Origin of the sequence: Microbacterium sp. 22242 (assembly GCF_052045495.1) — a bacterium.
Lineage (GTDB): Bacteria > Actinomycetota > Actinomycetes > Actinomycetales > Microbacteriaceae > Microbacterium.
In genome coordinates, this window is sequence record NZ_JBQEOZ010000011.1 from 101,608 (window position 1) to 126,613 (window position 25,006).

Below are 25,006 nucleotides of genomic sequence, written 5' to 3' on the forward strand. Positions count from 1 at the left end.
GGCCTTGTGGGCGGGAATCTGCGGATGCCACGGCTTTGCGGCATCCGCAGTCCATTCTGCCCGAGCGGCGCGCGGAAGTCGCCGGAGAGAGGTCCCCCGATTCAGCGCTGCCGGCGCTCGCGCACCCGCATGTTGATCACGATCGGCGTGCCCTCGAACGCGTAGAGCTCGCGCAGGCGGCGCTGGATGAACCGCCGGTAGCCCGGATCCAGGAAGCCGGTCGTGAACAGCACGAATGTCGGCGGGCGCGTGGACGCCTGCGTGCCGAACAGGATCCTGGGCTGCTTGCCGCCCCGCAGCGGGTGCGGATGCTCGGCCACGAGCTCGGAGAGGAACGCGTTGAACTTCCCGGTCGGAATGCGACGGTCCCAGTTCTCCAGCGCGGTCTCGAGCGCCGGGACGAGCTTGTCCAGGTGACGGCCCGTCTTCGCGGAGATGTTGACGCGCGGAGCCCAGGCGACGTGCGCCAGATCCTGCTCGATCTCGCGCTCCAGGTAACGGCGACGATCCTGGTTCTCCATGTCGTCGTCGGACAGGCGGTCCCACTTGTTGAACGCGAGCACCAGCGCGCGGCCCGACTCGAGCACCATGTCGATGATGTTCAGGTCCTGCACGCTGATCGACTGGCTCACATCGAGCACGACGACGGCCACCTCGGCCTTCTCCAGCGCGGCGGAGGTGCGCAGCGAGGCGTAGAAGTCCGCCCCCTGCTGCAGGTGCACGCGACGGCGGATGCCGGCGGTGTCGACCAGGCGCCACAGCTTGCCGCCGAGCTCGACGACCTCGTCCACCGGGTCGCGGGTGGTGCCGGCGAGGTCGTTGACGACGACCCGCTCCTCCCCCGCGGCCTTGTTCAGCAGCGACGACTTGCCCACGTTCGGGCGACCGAGGATCGCGACTCGGCGCGGACCGCCGATCTCCGCCTTGGCCACGGCCGAGACGTCGGGGAGCTTCGCCATGATCGCGTCGAGCAGGTCGGCCACGCCGCGCCCGTGGATCGCGGACACCGGATACGGCTCGCCGAGCCCGAGGTTCCACAGCGCGGCCGCCTCCGGCTCCTGCCGGGCGTCGTCGATCTTGTTCGCGACCAGGAACACCGGCTTGCCGCTCTTGCGCAGCAGCTTCACGACGTGCTCGTCCGTCGAGGTGGCGCCGACCATCGCGTCGACGACGAACAGCACCACGTCGCAGAGGTCGATCGCGACCTCGGCCTGCGCGGCGACCGATCGGTCGATGCCCTTGGCGTCGGGTTCCCAGCCGCCGGTGTCGACCAGCGAGAAGCGTCGCTCCATCCACTCGCCCTTGTAGGTGACGCGGTCGCGGGTGACACCGGGAGTGTCCTCCACGACGGCCTCGCGGCGGCCCAGGATCCGGTTCACCAGCGCGGACTTGCCCACGTTCGGGCGGCCCACGATCGCGATCACGGGCAGCGCGGGCAGGAACTCGATCCCGTCCTCGCCCTCGGCGAGACCCGCGAGCAGCGCGGCGTCCTCGTCGTCCAGGTCGTAGTCCTCGAGACCGGCGCGCAGGGTCGCGGCGCGCGATTCCACGAGCTCCTCGTCCATCGCGTCGAGCTTCTCGGCCAGGCGGTCTTCGCCGCCCTCGTATTCTTCGTCGTCAGCCATTGTCGGCTCCTTGCTGCAGGGGCGATGCCGCGCGCCGGATCACGGCGAGCACGGCATCGATGGTCTGGTCGAAGTCGAGGTCGGTCGAATCCACGACCTCGACTCCTTCGGCGGCAGTGAGGAAGTCCACCACCGCGCTGTCCTTGGCGTCGCGGTGGTGCAGGGCTGCGGCGACCGCACCCGCGTCCTCCGCGTCGAGCTCCGCGGCCCGGCGCGCCGCGCGCACCTCGGGGGCCGCGGTGAGCAGGATCCGCACGGGCGCGTCCGGCGCGACCACGGTGGTGATGTCGCGTCCCTCCACGACCACGGCGGGGAAGTCCGACTCGGCGACGATCCGGCGGAACGCCTCGTTCACCTGCACGCGCACGGCCGGCACGCGCGCCACGCCGCTGACCGCCCCGGAGACGCGGGGCTCGCGGATCGCGTCGGTCACATCGGTTTTGCCGACGAGCACGGCGCGGTGATCGGGATCGAGTCCCTGCGAGAACGGGAAGTCGGCGGCGGCGGCCAGCACGGCGTCGACGTCGGCGGTGTCCTCACCGCGCTCGAGCACGTGCCAGGCGAGGGCGCGGTACGCGGCGCCGGTGTCGAGATAGCCGTAGCCGAGCCGCCGCGCCACCGCCTTGGAGACGCTGGACTTGCCGGATCCGGCGGGGCCGTCGATCGCGACGATGAACGGCACGGCCTGCGAAGAGAGGTCAGTCATCGGGCATGCTCGCAATCCGCCATCCCCTGGCCTCGAGTCCCTCGATCGCGCCGCGGAGGGCGGCCGGGACGACACTGATCTCGGCGAGGCCGAACTGCGCGCCGGGCGAGTGCTCCAGGCGCAGGTCTTCGACGTTCACCTCGAGCTCGCCGAGCTCGCCGAACAGCCGCCCGAGCTGGCCCGCGGTGTCGTCGATCATGACGACGAACGACTCGAACCGGCGGTTCTGGCCGTGCTTGCCGGGCAGACGCTCGACGCCTTCATTGCCATGCCGGATCGCCTCGGCGACGGTGCGGCGGGATCCAGAGCGCTCGGGATCGCGCAGCGCGTCGGCGACCTCGGCGAGGTCGGCGGCGAGAGCGTCGAGCACCGACACGACCGGGGCGGCGTTGGCGCCGAGGATCTGCACCCACAGCTCCGGCGCCGAGGCCGCGATACGCGTGGTGTCGCGCACGCCCTGACCGGCCAGGCGCAGCGATCCGTCCTCGGCGTCGGCGAGGCGAGCGGCGAGCAGGCTCGCCACGACCTGCGGCACGTGAGAGGTGAGCGCCACGGCACGGTCGTGCTCCTCGGGCGTCATCTCGAGCGGCATCGCCTCGAGGTCCAGCGCCAGGCCCTCGACGAGAGCGAGATCCGAGGCACGGGTCTCCTCGTCGCGGCAGACCACCCAGGGACGGCCGATGAAGATGTCGGCGCGGGCTGAGATCGCTCCCCCGCGCTCTCGACCGGCGAGCGGGTGGGACCCGATGTAGCGGGTGAGATCCACGCCGCGTTCGCGCAGCGCCCGCAGCGGCTCGAGCTTGACGCTCGCGACGTCGGTGACGACCGCGTCGGGGAACCGGGCGAGTTCCGCCTCGATCACGTCGGCGGTCACGTCCGGCGGCACGGCGACGACCACGAGCACGGGGCGGTCGTCCCCGCGGGCGGCGCGGCCGGCGCCGTAGTCGATCGCGAGGCGCAGCTGTGCGGGCGAGGTGTCGGCGAGAGCGACGTCGACGCCCTTCGCGGTCAGGGCGTGGCCGATGCTGGCGCCGAGAAGCCCCGCGCCGACGATCCGGACGGTTCCGGACAGCCGCGCGGCACGCTCGATCGGCGTCCTGCTCGTGTCGCTCACTTGCTCTCCTGCGCGTCTCCCTGGCTCGAGCGATCGGAGGCGCCGTCTGCAGGGGAATCCTGGCGCGACAGGGTGAGAAGCGCGCCGAGTTCGATTCTATTCAGTTCCCTGGTCTTCCCCGCAGGGAGCGTTCCCAGGTGCAGCGGGCCGAACTGGCGGCGCACGAGCTCGACGACCGGGTGACCGACCGCCGCGAGCATGCGGCGCACGATGCGGTTGCGTCCGGAGTGCAGGGTCAGCTCGACGAGGCTGGAGCCTCCGCGCGGACCCGCGGAGGAGTCCAGCAGCCGGGCCCTGTCGGCGGCGATGGGACCGTCCTCGAGCTCGACGCCCCTGGTGAGCTTCGCGATCGTCTGCGCCGTGACGATGCCCTCCACCTTCGCGATGTAGACCTTGGTCACGCCGAACGAGGGATGCGCGAGCACGTGCGCGAGGTCGCCGTCGTTGGTGAGCAGCAGCAGCCCGCTGGTCTCGGCGTCCAGCCGTCCGACGTTGTAGAGCCGCTCCTCGTAGTCCTTCGTATAGCGGCGCAGATCCGGCCGCCCGTTCTCGTCCTTCATCGTGCTGACGACGCCGGTGGGCTTGTTCAGCATGACGTAGCGCTTGCCGGTGTCCAGCTGCACCGCGGTGCCGTCGACGTCGACGAGGTCCTTCTCGGGATCGATCCTGCGGCCGAGCTCGGTGACGACGGATCCGTTCACCCTGATCCGGCCCTCCACGATGTACTGCTCGATCACGCGACGGGAGGCGACCCCGGCGTTGGCGAGCACCTTCTGCAGGCGCACGCCCTCTGCGGGTCCGCCGGGGGGAAGTTCGGTCGTCATCATGCCCTTTCGCTGAAACCTTCGGAGCCGTCGTCGAGCAGCGGCGAGATCGGCGGCAGCTCGTCGAGCGAGTTGATGCCGAGGTTCTGCAGCAGCGCGTCGGTCGTGCCGTAGTTGATGGCTCCGGTCTCGGAGTCCTGGAAGAGCTCGGTGATCAGCCCGCGGCCGAGCAGCGTTCGCACGACCGAGTCGACGTTGACGGCGCGGATCGAGGCGACCTGGCTGCGGGTCACCGGCTGCTTGTAGGCGATCACGGCGAGGGTCTCCAGCGCCGCCTGGGACAGCCGGGCCGGCGCCTGCCCGCCCACGAAGTCGGCGACGAGATCGTCGTACTCCTCGCGGACGTACAGCCGCCAGCCGCCGCCGACCTCGCGGAGCTCGAAGCCGCGACGCGGCCCCTGGCCGTTCCCGTCGTACTCGTCGACGAGCCGGGCGATCGCCTGGCGCACGGCCGGCACGGGCGCGCTCACGGCCGCGGCCAGGGACACCAGGCTGTGCGGCTCCTCGATGATGAGCAGGATCGCCTCGAGCCGCTCGGTCAGCGGAAGCTCGATCACGGTCTCGCCCTCGGACGCCTGCGGAGTGTCAGCGGTCATAGTCGGCTCCCAACGTCGCCAGCATCTCGTCGGTCCAGTGCTCTGCCGACCAGCGCAGCGTCAGCTCGCCGAGCGGCTCCAGCTGCTCGAACGAGAGCGCGGCGTGCCGGTACAGCTCGAGCACGGACAGGAAGCGCGCCACCACGATCCCGGGTTCGATCGCCCCGGACACGAGCTCGCGGAACGTGACGGACTCGGTGCTGCGCAGCAGGGCCACCACGATCGCGGCCTGCTCGCGAATGCTGACCAGCGGCGCATGCAGGTGGTCGAGGCCGACGGTCGGGATCTCCTTGGGCGCGAAGGCCATCAGCGCCAGCGCCGCGAAGTCGGCCGCGCTGAGGGTCCACACCAGCTCCGGGGTGCGCGCGCGGTGCCTCTCGTCCAGGCGCACGGCGCGGGCGTGCCGCCGATCCTCGTACTGCAGGCTGCGCGCGAACCAGGCGGAGACCTCCTTGAACGCGCGGTACTGCAGCAGCCGCGCGAACAGCAGATCCCTGGCCTCCAGCAGCGCGACCGATTCGGCGTCCACAAGCTCGCCCTGCGGCAGCAGCCCCGCCACCTTCATGTCGAGCAGGGTCGCCGCGACGACGAGGAACTCGCTGGTCTCGTCGAGATCGGTGGCTGACGCTGTCGAAGGGTCGGATCCGAGCTCGCGCAGGTACGCGATGAACTCGTCGGTCACCTTGCTCAGCGATACCTCGGTGATGTCCATCTCGTGCTTCGAGATGAGGTTCAGCAGCAGGTCGAACGGACCGTCGAAGTTGCCGAGCGAGACCCGGAACCGGCTGTCTTCGGACGCGCTGAGTCCTTCCGATTCAGGCGACGGCGCCACGGGCGACCAGCTCCCGCGCCAGCCGCAGATACGCCTGTGCGGCGGGGTGCTCCGGCGCGAACTCGGTGATCGGCACGCCCGACACCGAGGCGTCCGGGAACTTCACGGTGCGGCCGATCACGGTCTCCAGCACGTCGTCGCCGAACGCCTCGACGACCCGCTCCAGCACCTCGCGGGAGTGCAGCGTGCGGGCGTCGTACATCGTGGCGAGCAGCCCGTCGAGGGTGATCGACGGGTTCAGCCGGTCGCGCACCTTGTCGATGGTCTCGATGAGCAGGGCGACACCGCGCAGCGCGAAGAACTCGCACTCGAGCGGGATCAGCACGCCGTGCGCGGCGGTGAGCGCATTGACGGTGAGCAGCCCCAGCGAGGGCTGGCAGTCGATCAGGATGACGTCGTACTCCCCCGCCACCTGCCGCAGCACGCGGGACAGGATCGTCTCGCGGGCGACCTCGTTCACGAGGTGCACCTCGGCGGCGGACAGGTCGATGTTCGCGGGGATCAGGTCGAGACCGTCGACGTGCGTGTGCACGATCACCTCACGGGGATCGCGCTTGGTGTCCAGCAGCAGGTCGTAGACCGTGGGGATGTCGTGCGTCGGGATCCCCAGGCCCGCCGACAGCGCACCCTGCGGGTCGAAGTCGACAGCGAGCACCTTGCGCCCGTACTCGGCGAACGAGGCGGCGAGGTTGATCGAGGTCGTGGTCTTGCCGACGCCGCCCTTCTGGTTGCAGAGGGCGATGATGCGCGCGGGACCGTGCGCCTTGAGCGGTGCGGGGATGGGGAAGCCCTGATAGGGACGTCCGGTCGGTCCGATCGGGCTGTCGTCCTTCGTCTTCTTGGCCACCAGTTCTCCAGCTTCGTCGTGCTCGCTCGATCATAGCCGCCGAGGCGCGACGGGATCGGGCCCCCACGCCGCGGAGCGGCTCGAACGGCAGTGTCAGCGGGCCCGCGGGTGCGCCGTCGCGTAGACGTCGCGGAGCGTGTCGACCGAGACGTGGGTGTAGATCTGCGTCGTCGCGACCGAGGCGTGCCCCAGCAGCTCCTGCACGACGCGCACGTCGGCGCCGCCCTGCAGCAGGTGCGTGGCGAAGGAGTGCCGCAGCGTGTGCGGCGAGACCTCGGCGCTGATCTGCGCGCTGTCGGCCGCCGCCCTGATGACGAGCCAGGCGCTCTGCCGGGAGAGCGGAGCCCCGCGAGCGCCGAGGAACAGCTTCGCCGACGCTCTGCCCTTGGCCGCGAGCGCGGGCCGCACCCGGGTGAGGTAGGCGTCCACCGCGGCCCGGGCGTAGGAGCCGATCGGCACGATCCGCTCCTTGGATCCCTTGCCGCGCAACCGCAGCACGTCGCCGTGAGCCAGGTCGTCCACGTCGAGCGAGATCGCCTCGGACACCCGCGCGCCCGTGGCGTAGAGCAGCTCGAGCAGCGCACGGTCCCTGATCCCGATCGGATCCTCGGCGGAGGGCGCGGCGAGGATCCGCTCGACCTGATCGAACGTGAGCGCCTTCGGCAGGCGCCGCGGCTGCTTCGGCGGACGCAGCCGAGAGCTGGGATCCGCCTCGGCGATGCCCTCCCGGGCGAGGAAGCGGTGCCAGCCGCGCACCGAGGACTGCAGCCGCGCGAGACTCGAGGCGGCAGGCGGCGGTTCTGCAGAGGCCCGTTCGGTCGCGAACGCCGCCACGGTGTCCGCCGTGATCTCGCCGGTGTCGGCGATGCCGCGCGACCTCAGCCAGTCCAGGTAGGCGTCGAGGTCGCGCCGATACGCGGCGATCGTGTGCTCGGCGAGGCCGCGCTCGATCGTCACATGCCGCAGGTACGCGTCGAGAGCGCGGTCGAGCTGCACGTCACGCCCCGGACGGACGCCGGCCGCGGACGCGAAGGCGCCTCTCAGCCGCCAGCACGCCGATCGCCAGGATGCCGTTGCGCAGGCGGCCGGCGAGCACGCCGTCCGCCGCTTCGCTGAGCGGGATCCATGCCGGCCGGATGTCGGCCTCCTCGTCCTCGCGGTCGAACGCCTCGGGCGTCGCGCTCAACCCGGTCGCCAGGTAGAGGTGGACGATCTCGGAGTTGCTCCCCGGCGTCGTGTACGCCGACACCAGCGGCTCCCACGCCTCGGCGACGAGGTCCGCCTCCTCGGCGAGCTCACGGCGGGCGGCGCCCATCGGGTCCTCGCCCACGACGTCGAGCAGCCCGGCCGGCAGCTCCCAGTCGCGCGAGCGGATCGGGTGGCGGTACTGCTGGATCAGCAGCACGCGCTCCTCGTCGTCGATGGCGACGATCGCGACCGCACCGGGGTGGTCCAGGTACTGGCGCACGATCTCGCGGCCGCCGTAGAGGACGTGGTCCTCGCAGACGCTCCACACGGCGCCGCGGTACACCTCTGCAGTCGCGACCACCTCGGGATCGAACTGCTCGTCACAGAGCTCGTGCTCGGTCCCTGAGACCGACGAAGTGTCATCCATGGGAGTCATCCCTCGTCGTCGAACAGCTCGCTGGCGCGGTGGCGCTCGATCGCCGCGCCCACGAGCCCGCGGAACAGCGGGTGCGGCTCGGTCGGGCGCGAGCGCAGTTCGGGGTGCGCCTGCGTGGCGATGTAGAACGGGTGCGCCTCTCGCGGCAGCTCGACGTACTCGACCAGGTCCAGCTCGGGGTTGAGGCCGGAGAACGACAGGCCGGCGTCGGCCAGGCGGCCGCGGTACGCGTTGTTGACCTCGTACCGGTGCCGGTGGCGCTCTGAGGCCTCGGCCGCGCCGTACAGCTCCGCCGCGAGGGATCCCTCGCCGAGCGCCGCCTTGTACAGGCCGAGGCGCATGGTGCCGCCCAGGTCGCCGCCGTCCAGGATCTGCACCTGCTCGGCCATGGTCGCGATGACCGGTTCCGCCGTGTCGGGGTCGAACTCGCTCGAGGAGGCGCCGTCGATGCCGGCGACGTTGCGCGCGTACTCGATGACCATGCACTGCAGGCCCAGGCACAGTCCGAGCGTGGGGATCCCCTGCTCGCGCGCGAAGCGCAGGGCGCCGAGCTTGCCCTCGATGCCGCGGATGCCGAACCCGCCGGGCACGCAGATCCCGTCCACGTCGCCGAGCGCCTTGGCCGCACCCTCGGGCGTCTCGCACGAGTCGGAGGGGATCCAGCGGATCTTCACGGCGACTTCGTGCGCGAAGCCGCCGGCCTTGAGCGCCTCGGTGACGGAGAGGTAGGCGTCGGGCAGGTCGATGTACTTGCCGACCAGGCCGATCGTCACCTCGTGCTTCGGGTTGTGCACGGCCTGCAGCACCTTCTGCCAGCGCGTCCAGTCCACGTCCGCGGCCTTGCCGATGCCGAGGGCGTCGACGATGTAGTCGTCCAGTCCCTGGTCATGCAGCATGGTCGGGATGTCGTAGATGCTGGGCACGTCGACCGCGTTCACGACCGCGTCCTCGTCGACGTCGCACATGAGCGCGATCTTGCGCTTGTTGGCCTCGGTCACCGGGCGGTCGCTGCGCAGCACGAGCGCGTCCGGCTGGATGCCGATCGAGCGCAGCGTCGCGACGGAGTGCTGCGTCGGCTTGGTCTTCTGCTCCCCCGAGGCGCCCATGAACGGGACCAGGGAGACGTGCACGAAGAACACGTTCTTGCGGCCGAGCTCGTGGCGGATCTGCCGCGCCGACTCGATGAACGGCTGCGACTCGATGTCGCCGACCGTGCCGCCGATCTCGGTGATGATCACGTCGGGCTTGGGCGTCTCGTCGGCCTGCAGGCGCATGCGGCGCTTGATCTCGTCCGTGATGTGCGGGATCACCTGCACGGTGTCGCCGAGGTACTCGCCCCGGCGCTCCTTGGCGATGACCTGCGAGTAGATCTGGCCCGTGGTGACGTTCGCGGCCTGGCTCAGCTCGATGTCGAGGAAGCGCTCGTAGTGGCCGATGTCGAGGTCCGTCTCGGCGCCGTCGTCCGTGACGAACACCTCGCCGTGCTGGAACGGGTTCATCGTGCCGGGATCCACATTCAGATAGGGATCCAGCTTCTGCATCACGACGCGCAGTCCGCGGGCGGTGAGCAGGTTGCCGAGGCTGGCCGCCGTCAGGCCCTTGCCCAACGAGGAAACGACACCGCCCGTCACGAAGATGTGCTTGGTGGTGTCGTTGTCTGTCCGCGCGGCTGAAGTCTGCATCACGGGCTTTTATCCTATCAGGCGGTCGGCGGATCGGAGTCGTGGATCCGCCCGGCGGCGGGTCGTGGATCAGCGCGCGAGCGATTCCGCCAGTTCCTCCGTCCGCGGCGGGTTCGCTCCCGCACGGGACACGGTGATGGCCGCAGCGGCGAGGGCCGTGTCGACCGCGGCGACGACGTCGTCCGCGGGGACCGGAGCGCCTGCGGCGAGGCGGCGGTCGGTGCCGTCGCGCAGCAGGGCGAACAGCAGCCCCGACATGAACGAGTCGCCGGCGCCGATCGTGTCCGCCACGGTGACCGGCCGGGCCGCGAGGTCGTACCGCGCACCGTCGACGAGTGCGATCGCGCCCTGGCCGCCGCGGGTGATCACGGCGAACCGGGTTCCCCCGGCGGCGAGCTCCGCCAGCACGTGCTCCGGGGCGGCGCCCGGCCGCAGCCACTCGGCGTCCTCATCGCTGAGCTTGACGACCTGCGATGCGGCGGCGAGGGCGAACACGCGCTCCCGGGCGGCGTCGGCCGGGCCGATCACGGCGGCGCGGATGTTCGGATCGAAGCTGCGCAGGGTCCTGGCAGGGGCCTCCCGGTACGCAGCCAGCAGCGCCGCCGAGCCGGGATCGCGAAGGGCGCCGATCGACCCGGCGTGCACCAGGTCGAGATCCTGCAGGTCCGGCACGTCGATCTCGCCGTTCAGGGCGAAGTCGTACTCCGCGCTGCCGTCCACCGCGATCGTCGCCGTCGCGGTCCACGAGGCCCCCGCGACGAGGGTGTGCGCGCCGATGCCGACCCGATCCACGGCGAGGTGGGCGCGGATCGCGTCGCCGTACGCGTCGTCCCCGATCCGGGAGTGCAGCACCGACGGGGCGCCGAGCCGGGCCATTCCCACGGCGACGTTCAGAGGTGAGCCGCCCACGTGCGTCCCTCCGCCGACGACGATGTCGACGAGGGCCTCGCCGATCACCCCGATCCGCGGCTGCGTCATGCCCGTTCCGCCTCTCCTGCTGCGGCGAGCGCTCGCGCCGGGGTGGCGACGGTCAGCTCGTCCACCCGTACGCTACCGCCCACGGCATGCAGCGCGATGCGGGCGGAGCGGCGGAAGGCCAGGCGGTCGGTGAGCACGGCGGTGCCGCCGTCCGCGAAGATCTCGATCGACCCTTCGTCCAGCCAGAGCACGGCGTCCGCGCCGCCGGCGCGCACCGGCATCCGCTCGATGCTGCCGAACGCCTCAGGCAGCCCCGTGGCGCCGATCCCGCGATCCGCCGCGAGCTCGCCGTCGCGCACGTGCAGCACAGCCGCGGGTGCGCCGTCCTGCCCGAGACGCAGCTCGGCCGACGCACCCTCGCCCAGCCGCAGCCGGAGTCCGATCCGCGCCTGCTCCGGCGCGTCGAACACCAACGGCGCCGCAGGCAGCACCTCGACACCCGCGAGCGCGGCGACGGGCGCGACCTCGGGCGCGACGGGCTCCTGCCGCAGCCGGATCCTCCCCCGCTCGCGCACCAGCGACAGTCGGCGAGGGAGGGTCATCGCCCCGCGCTGCGGATCCTCCCCGGTCGGCGGCATGACACCGGCATAGTCCCAGTTGTTCATCCAGGCGATGAGGATCCGGTCTTCGTCGGGCAGACCGGCGAAGGTGACGCCGGCATAGCAGTCCCGACCGTAGTCGAGCCAGTCGAGGGCCTCGAGCTCGGCCCTGCCCTGCTCCCCCGCGTCCACCCGCCGCAGGGCGGGCGCAGGATCGTCGGGCAGGAAACGCACGCCGTCGAAGGATCCGATGACGTACTGGGTCCCGGATCCCCCGGCGATCCCGCCCGGATTCAGACTGATGATCAGCACCCAGCGCACGTCGTCCTGGTCTCCGTCCACCGCGAGCGGGAACAGGTCAGGACACTCCCAGACCCCCTCCACCGCGCCGCGGGGGCCGTAGTCCGACAGGAACTCCCACGTGTGCAGGTCATCCGAACGGTAGAGCACGACACGCCGTTCGACCGCCTCGACGGCCACCATCACCCAGTACTCGCCCGCGACGCCCGCGTAGCGGAACACCTTCGGATCCCGGAAGTCCGCCGAGCCTCGATCCAGTACCGGGTTCCCGTCGTGCATCCGCCAGGTGTTCCCCCCGTCCACGCTCGACGCGAGGCCCTGCGCCTGATGGCCGCCCTGCCGGTCGGCGAGCGTGAACATGGCCACGAGCGGCGGTGTCTCCGCGGTGCCCAGGCCGCTCGTGTCGTGCTCGTCGAAGACCACGGAACCGGAGAAGATCTCGTGCGTGTCCGTGAACCGGATCGCGACCGGGAGCTCTTCCCAGTGCACGAGATCCGGGCTGGAGGCGTGCCCCCAGCTCATGTTGCCGTGCTCGATCCCGTGCGGGTTGTACTGGAAGAACAGGTGATAGCGGCCGTCGTGGCGGATCAGCCCGTTCGGGTCGTTCAGCCAGTTGCGCGCGGAGGCGAAGTGCATACGCGGTCGGGTCATGAGGTGCTCCTCCGGCAGGGATACGACGGCCGTCACGGCCGGGAACGGACGTCGAGGGACACCAGCCGGGCAGAACCGCCGTTGACGAAGAAGCCGACGCGCTCGCCGCCGCGGTGGTACAACCGGGTGCTCAGCACCACGCTGCGGTCCACGACGGCCACGACCACGTCGTCCTCCACGACGATCTCGATGCGATGGCGCCCGGCGGGAAGCGCGCACGGCCGTTCGAACACGAACGGCTCGTCCCCGGAGACCTGCCACTGCTCGGCGCCGGTGCGGGTGCGCGGCCAGCGGTCGAAGACGACCCTGTCGCGGCGAGGCTCGAGCCGGATCGCGCCGGCCTCGTCGCCGTCCGGGGACGCCCGCAGCAGCAGCCCGACCTCCTCCGCGCCTGCAGCGATCTCGATCTCGGCCGTCATCAGGTAGGAGTCAGGCAGATCCGCACCCCCCACCGCCTGCTCGAAGCGATCCGTCGCGTCCAGCCTCGCGGCGCGGCGGGAAAGGCCATGCTCCACGGGCTCGGTGAACGACGCGAGGAGCTCGCCGGGCAGCTGGAACGCCAGGGTTCCGTCGTCGTTCTGGCGCGCTTCGAGCACCGACATCGCGCCGGCCCACTGCCAGGCTCCGTCATCGCTGTCTCCCTCCCTCGTGGCGATCCATCCGACGAAGAAGCGACGGCCGTCGCGCTCCACGGTCTTCGCCGCGTAGAACGCCCTGGAGTCGACCGCGTCATCGCGAGGCGGCATGAGCCAGGGCCCCTCCAGCGAGCGCGCCCGGCGATAGCGGGTGCAGAACGCGTCGGAGAACTCGGAGTAGACGAGATACCACCACTCGCCCCAGCGGAACACGTCGGGGCACTCGTGCGCGATGTACCTCCGCGGGTCCCAGAACGGCTCGACAGGCGCCCAGGTCCGCAGGTCCGCGGACTTCAGCTGGGCGATGGTGCCGCGGCGACGGTCGGGGCCGTCGTCGTGACGTGCGGCCACCAGCATCCGCCAGCCGTCGCCGTCCCCGTCGCGGAAGACGAACGGGTCGCGCCAGTCGCCGGGCTCGTAGCCCTCGGGCGCCCCGAAGGTCAGGTCAGGGTGCTTGACCCAGTCGAGCACCCCGTCGGCGCTGGTCGCGTGCGCGACAAGCTGCAGGGAGCGCCCGTCGCTCCCCCGACGCTCCGGATTCTGCGCGGTCGAGAAGAGGTGGGCGACGCCCTCGTCGTCGACCACCACGGAGCCGGTGTACACGTTGAAGTCCTCGGCGTCGGGTCCGCCGCTCGGCACCGCGACGCCCTGCTCGGAGAAGTGCACGAGATCCGTGGTGGTGACGAGATGCCAGGGCATCCCGCTCTTCGGCACCGCCCGGTCGTCGAACAGGTACCAGAGGTGCAGGACCTCGTCCCGCGAGAAGGGGATGACATCCCCGACCCAGCCGTCCTCAGGACGGAAGAACACCGGGGTGCTCTTCGGCGCCGGCGCAGCGATCATCGAGAAGTGCCTTTCTGTCAGCGGTGGGTTCGGTGAGGAGGGCGCTACCGGGACGATCCGGCGGTCACTCCGGCGATGAAGTAGCGCTGCGCGAAGATGAACAGCAGCACGCTCGGGATCATGGCCAGCACCACGCCGGCGAGCACGACCGAGATCGACCCGGTGCCGAGGTTGCCCTGCAGGCCGACGAGCCCGAGCGGCAGCGTGAAGTTGCTCTGAGACTGCAGGAAGATCAGCGGTCGGTAGAACTCCGCCCAGAACCCGGAGAAGTTCAGGATCGCGAGGGTCGAGATCGCGGGCGCCGCCATGCGGGCGTAGACGTGGAAGAAGACGCCCCACTGCGATGCGCCGTCGATGCGTGCCGCCTCGCCCAGCTCGCGCGGCATCTGCATGAAGTACTGCCTCATCAGGAATGTGCCGAAGGCGCTGCCGAGCGCCGGGATCACCAGCGCGGCCAGGCTGTCGGTGAGCCCCAGCGTCTTGATGATCAGGAACACCGGGATGATGATCGTCTGCAACGGGACCATCATGGTGGCCAGGAACGCGCCGAAGATCCAGTTCTTGCCCGGGAACGAGACCATCGCGAACGCGTACCCGGAGAGGGTGCAGGTGATCGTCTGACCGACGACGATCAGCACCGTCACGATCATGCTGTTGAGGAAGAACTGGCCGATCGGGATCTGCTCGAACACCGCGGCGTAATTGCTGAAGTCCAGGGCGAACGGGATCCACTGCGGCGGGTTGGTGAAGGCGTCCGCCGGGCTGCGCAGCGACGTCGTCAGCGCCCAGAGCAGCGGACCGAGGGCGAAGACGGCGGCGATGATCAGGACGACGAGGCCGACGAGCTTGCCGATGCGGAACACGGGACGGCGTCTGCCCTCCACCGGGTGCGGCACCGGGGCGCGTCCCGTCAGGATCGTTGTGGTCGCACTCATTGGTAGAACACCAGCTTCCGGGAAGCGAGGAACTGAAGGCCGGTGATCGCGAGGATCAGCAGCAGGAGGATGATCGCGATCGCCGAGGAGTACCCGAACTGCAGGTTCTGGAACCCGGTCTGATACATCGAGATCGTCGCCGTGGTCGTCGCTGTCCCCGGGCCCCCCTTGGTCATGATGTAAGGCTGGTCGAACAGCTGCATGGCGTTGATCAGGGCGATCACGGCGGCGAACAGGATCGTCGGGCTGATCAGCGGGATCTTGATCCGGAACAGGGTGCGCAGGGGGCCGGCGCCGTCGATCGAGGACGCCTCGAGCACATCCGAGGGCACCCCCATCAGGGCGGACACGAAGAGCACGAACGTGAAGCCCACCTGCTGCCACACCACGATCAGCACGATCGTCGCCTGAGCCCCGAACGGGTTGTTCAGCCACGGGATGTTGGAGATGCCGATCAGGTGCAGGTAGTAGTTGATCGCGCCGAACTTGGTGTCGAACAGGTAGCCCATGAAGATCGCCACGGCGGCGGTGGACGCGAGCAGCGGCAGGTAGAAGGCCGTCCGGAAGAACGTGCGTCCGAAGGCCGAGGTGCGCTGATTGACGAGCACGGCGAGAGCCAGTCCGAGCGTCAGCTGCAGCACGACGATCGCGATCGCCATGCAGATCGTCACGCCGAAGGACTGCAGCACCGGTCCGTCGGAGAAGAACCGCGCATAGTTGCCGAGGCCGGCCCAGGTCGGCGGAGTGATCACGTCCCAGTCGAAGAACGACAGGGCCAGCGAGGCCAGGATGGGTCCGAACGTGAAGACGGTCACGAACAGCATCGCGAGGGCGATCATCGCGTATCCGAATGCCGCCTCTCGCCGGGCCGTCCGCCGCGCACCGGGGCGACGGACGGGCCGGGGAGACGCCACCCCGTGCAACGAGACACGCCCTGCGGCGTGAGGTGTGGTGGCGGGAGCGGACATCAGCTGCCCTTCGCCACCTTCTCGAGGTCGCGCTGCATCGCGTCGAGCGCGGCCTTGGCGTTGCCGGACGAGATCGCCTCGGTGGTCCGCTGGTTGAGCGAGGTCGCCAGCGCGTTGTAGTAGGACGGCGCCGAGATCGGCACGGAGCCGTCGAGCTGGTCGTAGAACACCGACCAGTTCTTCGGGCCGGTCGTCTTGTAGCGTTCCGCGGTCATGAGCGACTTGCGTCCAGGGGTCGTGACGTTGCCGGGGAACATGATGTCGAAGCTGTCGGGCTCGATCATCATCTTGATGACCTCCCAGGCGGCGTCCTTCTTCTGCGAGGACTGGAAGACGGAGTACCCGCCGGTGCCGAACAGCGACTTGTTGCCCTTCCAGGTGGGGAACGCCTGCACGTCGAAGCTGCCGTCCTTCATTCCGGCGTTGTGCAGACCGCCGGCCCAGAATCCGCCGCCGATCGTCATGCCGATCCGCCCCGAGGAGAACAGCCCCTGCAGGGTGCCGCCGCCGCCCACGTCGGGAGAGGGCGAGTAGCCGGCCTTCTGCAGGTCGATGACGTACTGCAGCGCCTCGACGGACGCCGTGGAGTTCGCCGTCGGCGCGCCCCACTTCCAGCCGCCCTTGCGTCCTTCGATGCTCTTGTTCCCCGAGTCGTAGGCCTTGCCCCAGAGCCAGTCGCCTCCGCCGTACTTGCCCTCTTCGATGAGGTTGCCCCCGTTGGCGTAGAGGAAGGACGTCCAGCTGCCCCACAACCGCACCACCCAGTCGAACGGGAGGATGTCCCCGCCCACCTTGGAGACCTTCTCCGCGGTGGAGTGGAAGTCATCGATGGTCCAGCCCGCGGCGGGCGCGGTCGCGCCGGCCTTCTGCAGCACGTCGTTGTTGAAGAACATGCTGCCGGCGTTGAAGCTGTCCGGCATGTTGTAGAGGTGGCCGTCGATCATCATGGCCTCGATCAGCGCAGGGTGGATGTCGTTGAAGTAGCTCGACTTCAGCGAGGACATGTCCTTGGTGACGTAGTCGTCGAGCGGCATGATCAGCTTCTTGGCCGCCATGAGCTGCAGCCCCTCCGTGGCCACGCTCACGATGTCGGGGGCCTGCCCCGAGGCGATCAGGGTGAGCACCTTGGCGAGGAAGTCGTTCCAGTCCGTGCCGTTGATCGCCGTGATCTTGAGGCTCAGGTCCTTGTCGATCTTCTTGACCTTCGGCTGCAGCGCGTTCTGCAGAGTGGTGGCGGCCTTCTGGTCGCCGAAGTACAGCATGGTCAGCGTGCCGGACTTGGCGCCGCCACCGCCACCGCCGCTCGGTGCACAGCCGGTGAGGCTGAGACCCATCCCCGCCAGTGCTGCTCCTGCGAGGCCGTAGCCTCCGAGTCGCAGCAGGTCACGCCGGCCCATGACGGGCCCGAACTCACGTGCCATCAACTTCTCCTCTCTGAGAGTCATCGGCTCGCCTCAGGGGTGCCGATAGGTCCTGGTGAACCGATTTAACAGACGCTAACATCCCCCTCTGTGTGCATGCAAGCCGAAGAGCTAAATTAATTCATCACCGTGGCTGATCCGTTAGATTGAGGGGACGAGAAGGGGGAGGTTCAGGATGTCTTCGACACCGAGACCCACGCTCGCCGACGTCGCGCGCCTGTCCGGCATGTCCAAGACAGCCGTGAGCCTCATCCTCAACGACCGCCCTTCCCGCCTCTCGGCGGACGCCGTGGAGCGCGTCAGGACCGCGGCCTCGCAGCTCGGCTACAAGCCGAATCCCGCCGCGCAGAGCCTGCGCTCGGGCAAGACACGGTCCATCGGCTTCATCTCGGACCAGGTCACGATCACCCGCTTCGCATCCGCGATGGTGCGCGGCACGCTGCGCGCGGCCAAAGAGCTCGATCACACCGTGCTCATCGCCGAGACCGGCGATGAGGTCTCGCAGCTGGCCGAGGCGTTCGACGAGATGATCGATCGTCGCGTCGACGGCGTGATCGTCGGCCTCATGGCCGCGCGCATGGTCGACGTCCCCTCCGCCCCGGGCGGCGTGCCGGTCGTCATCGTTAACGGCCGCACGCCGGACGATCTGCCGAGCGTCCTCCCCGACGAATACGCGGCCGGTCACGCCATGGCCTCCGTGCTGCTCGACGCCGGGCACACCAGGGTGGGCTTCATCGGCGACGTTCCGCACATCGCCGGCGATCCTCGCCGATCGGTGACCATCGCACACCGTCTCGCAGGGATCCGCGACGCGTTCTCCGCTCGCGGTCTGGCTCCAGCCGAACGTCAGGTCGAGGATTGGAAGACGGCGATCGGATACGCCGCGACCCATCGTCTGCTGGACGAGCGTCCCGACCTCACCGCGGTCATCGCGGCGACCGACGGCGTGGCGTTCGGGGTCTATCAGGCTCTTGCCGACCGGGAGCTGCGGGTGCCGCACGATGTCTCCGTCGTCTCCTTCGACGATGAGGAGCTCGCGGAGCTCGTCCGTCCCGGTCTCACCACGGCGCGGCTGCCCTACGAGCAGATGGCCCGCCGCGGCGTGCAGATGCTTCTCGGCGAGCGGGAGCTCGCGCACGAACTGCTGCCGATGCCGGTCATCGTGCGGGAGTCCGTCCGCGATCTGCGCTGATCGCGTCTCAGCCCTCGCGCAGGGCCAGCAGCTCCCGGGCGTGCTCGAGCGCCGCCCCCGAGTCCGCGAGACCAGACAGCAGCCGCGCCATCTCGGCCTCGCGGTCCTCGCCGTGCAGCCGTCGGACGCTGGACGCGGTGACCTGCCCGTCGCTGGCCTTCACCACGCTGAGGTGGTTGTTCGCGAACGCCGCGACCTGGGCGAGGTGCGTCACCGCGATCACCTGCGAGGTGCGGGCGAGCCGGGCCAGGCGCCGGCCGACCTCGATCGCCGCTGCACCGCCGATGCCGGCGTCGACCTCGTCGAACACGAAGGTCGGGACGGGATCCGTGCCGGCGATGACGACCTCGATCGCGAGCATCACGCGCGACAGCTCGCCGCCCGACGCGCTCTTCGCGACCGGTCGCGGTTCCGCGCCGGGATGCGGTGCCAGCAGGATCGCGACGTCGTCGCGTCCGGACGCGCTCTCGGCGCCCTCGGCCACCGCGACCACCAGCCGTGCATCCGGCATGGCCAGGGCGTGCAGCTCCTCGGTGACCGCGTCCCCGAGTCTCCCCGCGGCCTCGGTGCGGATCGCGGTGAGAGCCGCGGCGGCGGCGTCCAGCTGCGTCCGTGCCGCCTCTCGCTCGGCCGCGAGCCGCTCGACGCGATCGGAGTCGTCGTCGAGCTCGGCGAGCCGGGCGGATCCGGTGTTCCACAGCTCCAGGGCCGCGTCGAGCGTGCCGTGCGCGCGCACCAGCGTGCCGAGCGCGGCCCGCCGCTCCTCGACCGCCGCCAGCTCGTGCGGGCCGGACTCGTCGAGGTCGGCCAGATAGCCGGACAGCTGGGCGGCGATGTCGGTGGCCCGATAGCCGAGGTCCGCGATGGTCTCCGCGATCCCGGCGAGCTCCGGATCGCTGACCCGCTCGAGCACCCGGCGCGCCTCGGCGGCGAAGGTGAGGATGTCGGTGCCGCCGTCCTCGTCGGAGAACGCGGCGTGTGCGACGGCGGCCGCCTGCCGCAGCTCCTCGGCATTGGCGAGGCGCTCGGCGCGCTCGGCGAGGGCCTCGTCCTCCCCCGGCTGCGGATCCGTCGCCTCGATCAGGGCGAGAGCAGCGCGCAGGTCCTCGGCCTCGGCGCGGCGCCGATCCTGACTCCCGGTGATCTCCTCGAGCTCGGCGGACAGTGCGCGCCAGCGCTCCCAGGCCGCGGTGTAGGCGCTGCGGGCATCCTGGAGCGCCGCGCCGCCGAAGCGGTCGAGCGCGTCGCGCTGCGCGGCGGCCGAGCGCAGTCGCAGCTGCTCCGACTGCCCGTGCACGACCACGAGGTCGTCCGCCAGGTCGGCCAGCACGCCGGCGGGGGCGGCGCGCCCTCCCACGCTCGCCCTGCTGCGGCCCTCGGCGGTCAGCGTCCGCGAGACGTAGAGTTCGCCGCGCTCGTCGTCGTAGGGCTCCAGCTCACCGCCGGCGTCGGCCACCGTCTCCGCGACGGATCCGGAGCTGGGCACGATCCACACGCCGGCGACCGAGGCCTGCGCGGCACCCGCGCGGACCGCCCCGGAGTCGGCGCGCGCGCCGAGCAGCAGGCCGAGCCCGGTCACGACCATGGTCTTTCCCGCACCGGTCTCGCCCGTGATGGCCGTGAATCCGGGGCCGATCGGGAGCACGGCCTCGGCGATCACGCCGAGGTCGCGCAGCCGCATCTCCTCGATCACGAGTCCGACCCCCGCCAGCCCGCGACCGGCAGCTGGAACTTGCGCACCAGGCGGTCGGTGAACACGCTGGGGTGCAGCCGCGCCAGACGCACCGGCCGTGACGACCGGCGCACCACGACGCGCGCGCCGCGCGGGAGCTCATGCGAACGACGTCCGTCGCACCACAGGATCGCGGTGCCGTCGTTGCGCTCGAGCAGCTCGATCGCGACGGCGGCGCCGGGCGCGACGACCAGCGGCCGCGCGAAGAGCGCGTGCGCGGACAGCGGCACGACGGCGATGGCCTCGACGCCCGGCCAGATGACCGGGCCCCCGGCGGAGAAGTTGTAGGCCGTGGCGCCGGTCGGCGTGGAGACGACCATCCCGTCGCAGCCGAACGTGGTGAGCGGCCGGCCGTCGATCTCGACGACGACCTCGATCATGCGCTCCCGGCTGGCCTTCTCGACCGTCGCCTCGTTGAGCGCCCACGTGCTGTAGACCACCCGGCCGTCGGGGTCCTTCACCCGGATCGACAGGGCCATGCGCTCCTCGACCGAGTAGTCGCGGTCGATCACCCGCGCGACCGCGGCATCCATGTCGTCGCGCTCGATCTCGGCGAGGAAACCGATGTGCCCCATGTTGATGCCGAGGACGGGTGCGGTGCCGTCGCGGACGAGCTCCGCGGCTCGCAGGATCGTCCCGTCGCCGCCCAGCACGATCGCGAGCTCGATGTCCTCTACCGGGACGTCGCCGCCCTCGTCCGGGCTGCCGAGCAGCGCGACGTCGGCGAACAGTGCGTCGGCTGCCGTGAGCTCGCGGTGGTCCTCCGGCGCGAGCACGGGGATCGCGCCGGCGGCGCGGAGCGCCGTGACGACGCGGTGCGCGGCCTGCACGGTGTCGTCTCGGCGCGCATGTGCGACGACGAGGATCCTGCGCTCGTTCATCAGCCTCCTGCCATCCGGTCGATCGTGCTCAACCATTCTGTCGGATTGCTCCCCCGGCCGCGGGCGACGTGCACAAGGTACTCGGCGTTCCCGTGCGTGCCGAGGATCGGCGACGGCAGCAGGCCGAGCACGCCGAAGCCCTGGTCCCACACGCTCCAGAGCGTGCGCGCGACGGCGTCGGCCCGGATCGTCGGGTTGGTCACGAGCCCTCCGCGCACCGCGGTGCGGCCGACCTCGAACTGCGGCTTCACGAGCAGCACCACGTCCGCATGCTCGGCGGCGGTCGCGGCGATCGCGGGCAGCACGAGCGTCAGCGAGATGAAGGAGAGGTCGCCGACGACCAGATCCGGCCGCTCGGGCTCCCCGGTGGCCGCGGCGAGCACATCGGCGTTCATGTGCCGCACGTTGAACCCTTCGACCGCCACGACGCCGGCATCGGCGCGGATGGACGCGGCGAGCTGGTCGTGGCCGACGTCGACGGCCAGCACCCGGCGTGCGCCGCGCTCCCGCAGCACCTGGGTGAATCCGCCCGTGGACGCGCCCATGTCCAGGGCGAGGGACCCCGCGGGATCGATGCCGAAGCCGTCCAGCGCGGCGATGAGCTTGTGCGCACCCCGGCTGACGTAGTGATCGGAGACGGCGACCTCGATCGTGTCCTCGTCGTCGACCCTGGCCGACGCCTTGGCCACCGGCTTCCCGTTGACGGTCACGAGCCCGCCGTCGATGAGGGTCGCCGCGTGCGTGCGCGAACGCGCGAGTCCGCGGGCGGCGAGGGCGGCGTCCAGACGGGCCGTCATCCGCGGTCGGAACCGGAGCGCGGCGCGGCGGCCTCGCGTGGCGCGCTCTCCAGCCGCCGGGCGAGGTCGTCGTGCAGAGCGGTGTAGGCGGCGGCGCGGCTGTCCAGCGGCTGGCCCTCGATCAGGCGCAGTCTGCTCCACAGTCCGTCCGCGGGATGCGCCGCCGCGTTCGTCCCGGCTTGTTCGGGGGCCGTGTTCTCGCTCACCCTCCCACCCTAGGTCCGGACCACGACGTGGCGGCGGCGACGTCCCTAGGGACGGTGGAAAGGATCCGCGTACAGCCGCTCGGGCACGCGGAAGCCGAAGATCTTCCGCCCGGTGCGCCAGATCGCCTCGGCGCCGGCGCGGACCAGGTCGATCGGGCGGTCGCCCTCGCTGAGGATCGTGACGTCGGGGCCGTCGACGCGGACCGACGCTCGGCGCACGGTGACGATGTCACCCTTGACCTGCGGTTGCGGGTAGGGCTCGTGGAGCTCGCGCAGGTCGCCGAGGATGAAGGTCGGACGCGAGCCCTCCGGAGCAGCCAGCACATGCTTCGGCCGGTCGATGCCGGTGAGCACCAGGACGGAGTCGATGCCCGCGCGAGACGCTCCCTGGATGTCGGTGTCGAGACGGTCGCCGATGAACAGCGGCTTGCGCGCGCCGAACCGGGCGACGGCCTCCTCGAAGATCGGCGTCTCCGGCTTGCCAGCCACGGTCGCGAGACGGCCGATCGCGGTGTGCACGGCGGACACCAGCGTGCCGTTGCCCGGCGCGATGCCCCGCGACTGCGGAATCGTCCAGTCGGTGTTGGTGGCGATCCACGGGATGCCGCCCTCGTCCTCCGGGGTCTTCAGCGCGTAGGCCGCCTCGGCGAGGTCCTTCCACCCCACCTCGGGCGAGAATCCCTGCACGACGGCTGCCGGCGAATCGTCGGCGCTGCGGGTGACCCGGAAGCCTGCCTTCTGCACCTCGTCGACGAGGCCGTCTCCGCCGACGACGAGGATCGTCGATCCGGCGGGGATCAGCCCGCCGATCAGACGCATGGCCGCCTGCGGGCTGGTGACGACCTCGTCGGGCGCGACCGTGAGGCCGAGATCGCGGAGGTGCGCCGCGACCGAAGCATCCGTGCGGGCGGCGTTGTTCGTGATGTAGCCGAGCTTCCTGGTGCGTTCGACCTGCTGCAGGCTCTCGACCGCATGCGGGATCGCGCCGGAACCGGCGTAGACCACGCCGTCGAGGTCGGCGAGCACGACATCGACATCGGTGAGCGGCGTGCGCCGGTCACGCGAGAAGAGGCTCACTCGGCCGGCTCCTCGCCAGACGTGCTCTCGGCGGCAGCTGCCTCCTCGGCGTCCGAGGGGGCTTCGTCCGCCGAGAGATCCTCGTCCTCGGGGAGGTCAGCGTCCTCGGGGAGGTCAGCGTCCTCGGGGATATCCTCGTAGACGTCCTCGATGACCATCTCGTCGTCGTCGTGGCCGAGCGCGGCGGACGCCACCTCGGCGCGCTCCTGCCAGAAGGCGGCCTCGTCAGTACGTCCGAGATCTTCCAGCACGGCGGCGCGAGCGGCGAACAGCGCAGGGCTCCAGTCGAAGGCCAGGTCGGGATTCAGCTCAGGGATCTCCAGCTCGCCGAGCGCGAGCTCGGTCTCGCCGCGATCCAGCCGCGCGCCCGACATCGCGATGGCGAGGGCGACCCGCGTCTCCGTGGGCAGAACGGCGCGGTCGACCGAACGTCCCTCCTCGAGCGCGCGGTCCGGACGGCCCATGCCCCGCTCACTGTCGACGATGAGGGCGATCTGGTCGTCGCGTCCGGAGATGCGGCGGTACGTGCGCAGCTCCCGCAGCGCCAGCGCGAAGTCGCCCATCGCGTATGCGGTGATGGCCACGGATTCCCGCACGACGGCGATGCGGCCGGCGCGGCGAGAGGCTGCGAGGGCATGCTCATGCGCGAGCGCCGGGTCCTCGTCGATCAGCTGAGCGGCCACCGCGAGATGGCGTGCCACCTGCTCGGCGTTCTCCTTGCTCAGAGTCTTCAGCTCATTGCGTGCGGAGGAGTGCAGATCCCGAGCAGTGATGTCCTCGGGGATCTCCGGATCCCGCGGACGGTCCCCGGCCTGCATGGCACGGCGGGGACGATCGTCGTTCCGGAAGGGGCGGTCCCCGTCTCGACGGGGACGGTCGTCACTTCCGCGATACGGGCGATCGGTGCTGTTGCTGCGGAACGGACGGTCCCCGTCACGCCGGGGACGGTCGTCGTTGCTGCGGTAAGGACGGTCTCCCTCGCGGCGGGGACGGTCGTCGTTGCCGCGGAACGGGCGGTCCCCGTCACGGCGCGGACGGTCGTCGTTGCTGCGGAACGGGCGGTCGCCCTCGCGACGCGGACGGTCGTCGTTGCCGCGGAACGGGCGGTCCCCGTCACGGCGAGGACGGTCGTCGTTGCCGCGGAACGGACGGTCCCCGTCACGGCGAGGACGGTCGTCATTGCTGCGGTAAGGGCGGTCCCCGTCACGGCGGGGACGGTCGTCGTTGCTGCGGAACGGGCGATCACCGTCACGGCGAGGACGGTCATCGTTGCTGCGGAACGGACGATCCCCGTCACGGCGCGGACGGTCGGCGCTGTTGCTGCGGAACGGGCGGTCACCGTCACGACGCGGACGATCGTCGTTGCTGCGGAACGGACGATCACCATCGCGACGCGGACGATCGTCGTTGCCGCGGAACGGACGATCACCATCGCGACGCGGACGATCGTCGTTGCTGCGGAACGGACGATCACCATCGCGACGCGGACGGTCGGTGCTGTTGCTGCGGAACGGACGATCACCGTCACGGCGCGGGCGATCGTCATTGCTGCGGTAAGGGCGATCCCCATCAGGCCGGGGACGGTCGGCATTGCTGCGGAACGGACGATCATCATCACGACGCGGGCGATCGGTGCTGCTGCCGCCGTAAGGGCGGTCGCCATCGCGACGCGGACGATCAGTGCCGCTGGCCTGATACGGACGGTCGCTGTCGCGGCGGAGACGATCGTCGTTGCTACGGAACGGACGATCCCCCTCACGACGCGGGCGATCGGTGCTCCGGTCGCCGCCCGACGAAGACGGGCGATCGCCGCGGAAGGGTCGTGAAGAGCGGTCGCCGTCGACGTAGCGACGGCGTCCCTGAGAATCGTGATCTTTGCCCCCACGGGGGCGCTGCTCATCCTCAGCCATGACATGACTCCTTCCGAAAAAGCATGTTAACGCAGAAAGGCCACCCTGCTTTGGGTGGCCTTTCTGGTAAAGGAAGTCCGGCGGTGTCCTA

At 70.5% G+C, this 25,006-nt stretch carries 24 protein-coding genes; 2 read left to right on the plus strand and 22 right to left on the minus strand.

The window, feature by feature from the left end:
* Positions 1 to 101: 101 nt before the first annotated feature.
* From der to ACTJJZ_RS13095, 16 genes are all read right to left on the minus strand, one after another.
* Positions 102 to 1,625 (minus strand): ribosome biogenesis GTPase Der, encoded by a 1,524-nt coding sequence (gene der, locus ACTJJZ_RS13020; protein WP_440721612.1) that lies wholly within the window; start codon positions 1,623 to 1,625, stop codon positions 102 to 104.
* Positions 1,618 to 2,331 (minus strand): (d)CMP kinase, encoded by a 714-nt coding sequence (gene cmk / locus ACTJJZ_RS13025; RefSeq protein WP_440721613.1) that lies wholly within the window; start codon positions 2,329 to 2,331, stop codon positions 1,618 to 1,620. The genes der and cmk overlap by 8 nt, the downstream gene beginning before the upstream one ends.
* Complete coding sequence (locus ACTJJZ_RS13030; protein ID WP_440721614.1) at positions 2,324 to 3,445, minus strand: prephenate dehydrogenase; 1,122 nt, start codon at positions 3,443 to 3,445, stop codon at positions 2,324 to 2,326. The genes cmk and ACTJJZ_RS13030 overlap by 8 nt, the downstream gene beginning before the upstream one ends.
* Positions 3,442 to 4,272: a pseudouridine synthase gene (locus ACTJJZ_RS13035; RefSeq protein ID WP_440721615.1), complete on the minus strand. Its 831-nt coding sequence runs from the start codon at positions 4,270 to 4,272 to the stop codon at positions 3,442 to 3,444. The genes ACTJJZ_RS13030 and ACTJJZ_RS13035 overlap by 4 nt, the downstream gene beginning before the upstream one ends.
* Positions 4,269 to 4,865 carry an SMC-Scp complex subunit ScpB gene (gene scpB / locus ACTJJZ_RS13040; protein ID WP_440721616.1) on the minus strand — a complete coding sequence of 199 codons (597 nt, stop codon included), beginning with the start codon at positions 4,863 to 4,865 and terminating at the stop codon, positions 4,269 to 4,271. The genes ACTJJZ_RS13035 and scpB overlap by 4 nt, the downstream gene beginning before the upstream one ends.
* A complete protein-coding gene (locus tag ACTJJZ_RS13045; protein WP_440721617.1) occupies positions 4,855 to 5,697 on the minus strand; it encodes a segregation and condensation protein A in 843 nt (280 codons plus the stop codon). The genes scpB and ACTJJZ_RS13045 overlap by 11 nt, the downstream gene beginning before the upstream one ends.
* Complete coding sequence (locus ACTJJZ_RS13050; RefSeq protein ID WP_440721637.1) at positions 5,681 to 6,547, minus strand: ParA family protein; 867 nt, start codon at positions 6,545 to 6,547, stop codon at positions 5,681 to 5,683. The genes ACTJJZ_RS13045 and ACTJJZ_RS13050 overlap by 17 nt, the downstream gene beginning before the upstream one ends.
* Positions 6,548 to 6,637: 90 nt before the next feature.
* Entirely contained in the window at positions 6,638 to 7,540 is a 903-nt protein-coding gene (gene xerD, locus ACTJJZ_RS13055) for a site-specific tyrosine recombinase XerD (RefSeq protein WP_440721618.1), read from the minus strand.
* A gap of 1 nt (position 7,541) precedes the next feature.
* Positions 7,542 to 8,159: an NUDIX domain-containing protein gene (locus ACTJJZ_RS13060; protein ID WP_440721619.1), complete on the minus strand. Its 618-nt coding sequence runs from the start codon at positions 8,157 to 8,159 to the stop codon at positions 7,542 to 7,544.
* A 5-nt stretch (positions 8,160 to 8,164) separates the two neighbouring features.
* Positions 8,165 to 9,850 carry a CTP synthase gene (locus ACTJJZ_RS13065; protein ID WP_440721638.1) on the minus strand — a complete coding sequence of 562 codons (1,686 nt, stop codon included), beginning with the start codon at positions 9,848 to 9,850 and terminating at the stop codon, positions 8,165 to 8,167.
* A gap of 69 nt (positions 9,851 to 9,919) precedes the next feature.
* Entirely contained in the window at positions 9,920 to 10,828 is a 909-nt protein-coding gene (locus tag ACTJJZ_RS13070; protein WP_440721620.1) for a PfkB family carbohydrate kinase, read from the minus strand.
* Positions 10,825 to 12,318, minus strand: coding sequence for a glycoside hydrolase family 32 protein (locus tag ACTJJZ_RS13075; protein WP_440721621.1), 1,494 nt, complete (start codon positions 12,316 to 12,318; stop codon positions 10,825 to 10,827). The genes ACTJJZ_RS13070 and ACTJJZ_RS13075 overlap by 4 nt, the downstream gene beginning before the upstream one ends.
* A gap of 32 nt (positions 12,319 to 12,350) precedes the next feature.
* Positions 12,351 to 13,796: a family 43 glycosylhydrolase gene (locus tag ACTJJZ_RS13080; RefSeq protein WP_440721622.1), complete on the minus strand. Its 1,446-nt coding sequence runs from the start codon at positions 13,794 to 13,796 to the stop codon at positions 12,351 to 12,353.
* 44 nt (positions 13,797 to 13,840) lie between these two features.
* Positions 13,841 to 14,731 carry a carbohydrate ABC transporter permease gene (locus ACTJJZ_RS13085; protein WP_440721623.1) on the minus strand — a complete coding sequence of 297 codons (891 nt, stop codon included), beginning with the start codon at positions 14,729 to 14,731 and terminating at the stop codon, positions 13,841 to 13,843.
* Complete coding sequence (locus ACTJJZ_RS13090; RefSeq protein ID WP_440721624.1) at positions 14,728 to 15,570, minus strand: carbohydrate ABC transporter permease; 843 nt, start codon at positions 15,568 to 15,570, stop codon at positions 14,728 to 14,730. Before ACTJJZ_RS13090 ends, ACTJJZ_RS13085 begins: the two co-directional genes overlap by 4 nt.
* Before the next feature lie 128 nt (positions 15,571 to 15,698).
* Positions 15,699 to 17,120, minus strand: coding sequence for an ABC transporter substrate-binding protein (locus tag ACTJJZ_RS13095; RefSeq protein ID WP_440721625.1), 1,422 nt, complete (start codon positions 17,118 to 17,120; stop codon positions 15,699 to 15,701).
* 175 nt (positions 17,121 to 17,295) lie between these two features.
* Here ACTJJZ_RS13095 and ACTJJZ_RS13100 point away from each other — a divergent pair, with 175 nt between their 5' ends.
* Positions 17,296 to 18,312, plus strand: a complete 1,017-nt coding sequence (locus ACTJJZ_RS13100; protein WP_440721626.1) for a LacI family DNA-binding transcriptional regulator — start codon at positions 17,296 to 17,298, stop codon at positions 18,310 to 18,312.
* Positions 18,313 to 18,319: 7 nt separating this feature from the next.
* Here the strand turns inward: ACTJJZ_RS13100 and recN are convergent, their stop codons facing one another.
* Genes recN through ACTJJZ_RS13130 form a run of 6 tightly spaced genes read right to left on the minus strand, consistent with a single transcriptional unit; the run spans position 18,320 to position 23,706 of the window.
* On the minus strand, positions 18,320 to 20,005 hold the full coding sequence (recN, locus tag ACTJJZ_RS13105) for a DNA repair protein RecN (protein ID WP_440721627.1): 1,686 nt from the start codon (positions 20,003 to 20,005) through the stop codon (positions 18,320 to 18,322).
* Positions 20,002 to 20,925 (minus strand): NAD kinase, encoded by a 924-nt coding sequence (locus ACTJJZ_RS13110; protein ID WP_440721628.1) that lies wholly within the window; start codon positions 20,923 to 20,925, stop codon positions 20,002 to 20,004. Before ACTJJZ_RS13110 ends, recN begins: the two co-directional genes overlap by 4 nt.
* Positions 20,925 to 21,722 carry a TlyA family RNA methyltransferase gene (locus tag ACTJJZ_RS13115; protein WP_440721629.1) on the minus strand — a complete coding sequence of 266 codons (798 nt, stop codon included), beginning with the start codon at positions 21,720 to 21,722 and terminating at the stop codon, positions 20,925 to 20,927. The genes ACTJJZ_RS13110 and ACTJJZ_RS13115 overlap by 1 nt, the downstream gene beginning before the upstream one ends.
* Positions 21,719 to 21,928, minus strand: a complete 210-nt coding sequence (locus ACTJJZ_RS13120) for a hypothetical protein (RefSeq protein WP_440721630.1) — start codon at positions 21,926 to 21,928, stop codon at positions 21,719 to 21,721. The genes ACTJJZ_RS13115 and ACTJJZ_RS13120 overlap by 4 nt, the downstream gene beginning before the upstream one ends.
* A 45-nt stretch (positions 21,929 to 21,973) precedes the next feature.
* On the minus strand, positions 21,974 to 23,005 hold the full coding sequence (locus tag ACTJJZ_RS13125) for an HAD-IIA family hydrolase (protein ID WP_440721631.1): 1,032 nt from the start codon (positions 23,003 to 23,005) through the stop codon (positions 21,974 to 21,976).
* The gene (locus ACTJJZ_RS13130; RefSeq protein WP_440721632.1) at positions 23,002 to 23,706 is read right to left on the minus strand and encodes a hypothetical protein; all 705 of its coding nucleotides are present in this window, start codon (positions 23,704 to 23,706) and stop codon (positions 23,002 to 23,004) included. Before ACTJJZ_RS13130 ends, ACTJJZ_RS13125 begins: the two co-directional genes overlap by 4 nt.
* Between ACTJJZ_RS13130 and ACTJJZ_RS13135 the strand changes: the two genes are divergently transcribed.
* Positions 23,641 to 24,831: a hypothetical protein gene (locus tag ACTJJZ_RS13135; RefSeq protein ID WP_440721633.1), complete on the plus strand. Its 1,191-nt coding sequence runs from the start codon at positions 23,641 to 23,643 to the stop codon at positions 24,829 to 24,831. The two genes, ACTJJZ_RS13130 and ACTJJZ_RS13135, sit on opposite strands and share 66 nt — an antisense overlap.
* The last annotated feature ends 175 nt before the right edge of the window (positions 24,832 to 25,006 follow it).

What these genes read in the sequence shown, in the direction of transcription:
- der (WP_440721612.1), bottom strand. Translation starts at nt 1,625, where the DNA reads ATGGCTGACGACGAAGAATACGAGGGCGGCGAAGACCGCCTGGCCGAG.
- cmk (WP_440721613.1), bottom strand. Translation starts at nt 2,331, where the DNA reads ATGACTGACCTCTCTTCGCAGGCCGTGCCGTTCATCGTCGCGATCGAC.
- ACTJJZ_RS13035 (WP_440721615.1), bottom strand. Translation starts at nt 4,272, where the DNA reads ATGATGACGACCGAACTTCCCCCCGGCGGACCCGCAGAGGGCGTGCGC.
- scpB (WP_440721616.1), bottom strand. Translation starts at nt 4,865, where the DNA reads ATGACCGCTGACACTCCGCAGGCGTCCGAGGGCGAGACCGTGATCGAG.
- ACTJJZ_RS13060 (WP_440721619.1), bottom strand. Translation starts at nt 8,159, where the DNA reads ATGGATGACACTTCGTCGGTCTCAGGGACCGAGCACGAGCTCTGTGAC.
- ACTJJZ_RS13065 (WP_440721638.1), bottom strand. Translation starts at nt 9,850, where the DNA reads ATGCAGACTTCAGCCGCGCGGACAGACAACGACACCACCAAGCACATC.
- ACTJJZ_RS13070 (WP_440721620.1), bottom strand. Translation starts at nt 10,828, where the DNA reads ATGACGCAGCCGCGGATCGGGGTGATCGGCGAGGCCCTCGTCGACATC.
- ACTJJZ_RS13075 (WP_440721621.1), bottom strand. Translation starts at nt 12,318, where the DNA reads ATGACCCGACCGCGTATGCACTTCGCCTCCGCGCGCAACTGGCTGAAC.
- ACTJJZ_RS13080 (WP_440721622.1), bottom strand. Translation starts at nt 13,796, where the DNA reads ATGATCGCTGCGCCGGCGCCGAAGAGCACCCCGGTGTTCTTCCGTCCT.
- ACTJJZ_RS13085 (WP_440721623.1), bottom strand. Translation starts at nt 14,731, where the DNA reads ATGAGTGCGACCACAACGATCCTGACGGGACGCGCCCCGGTGCCGCAC.
- ACTJJZ_RS13090 (WP_440721624.1), bottom strand. Translation starts at nt 15,570, where the DNA reads ATGATCGCCCTCGCGATGCTGTTCGTGACCGTCTTCACGTTCGGACCC.
- ACTJJZ_RS13095 (WP_440721625.1), bottom strand. Translation starts at nt 17,120, where the DNA reads ATGGCACGTGAGTTCGGGCCCGTCATGGGCCGGCGTGACCTGCTGCGA.
- ACTJJZ_RS13100 (WP_440721626.1), top strand. Translation starts at nt 17,296, where the DNA reads ATGTCTTCGACACCGAGACCCACGCTCGCCGACGTCGCGCGCCTGTCC.
- ACTJJZ_RS13110 (WP_440721628.1), bottom strand. Translation starts at nt 20,925, where the DNA reads ATGAACGAGCGCAGGATCCTCGTCGTCGCACATGCGCGCCGAGACGAC.
- ACTJJZ_RS13115 (WP_440721629.1), bottom strand. Translation starts at nt 21,722, where the DNA reads ATGACGGCCCGTCTGGACGCCGCCCTCGCCGCCCGCGGACTCGCGCGT.
- ACTJJZ_RS13135 (WP_440721633.1), top strand. Translation starts at nt 23,641, where the DNA reads ATGCTCATGCGCGAGCGCCGGGTCCTCGTCGATCAGCTGAGCGGCCAC.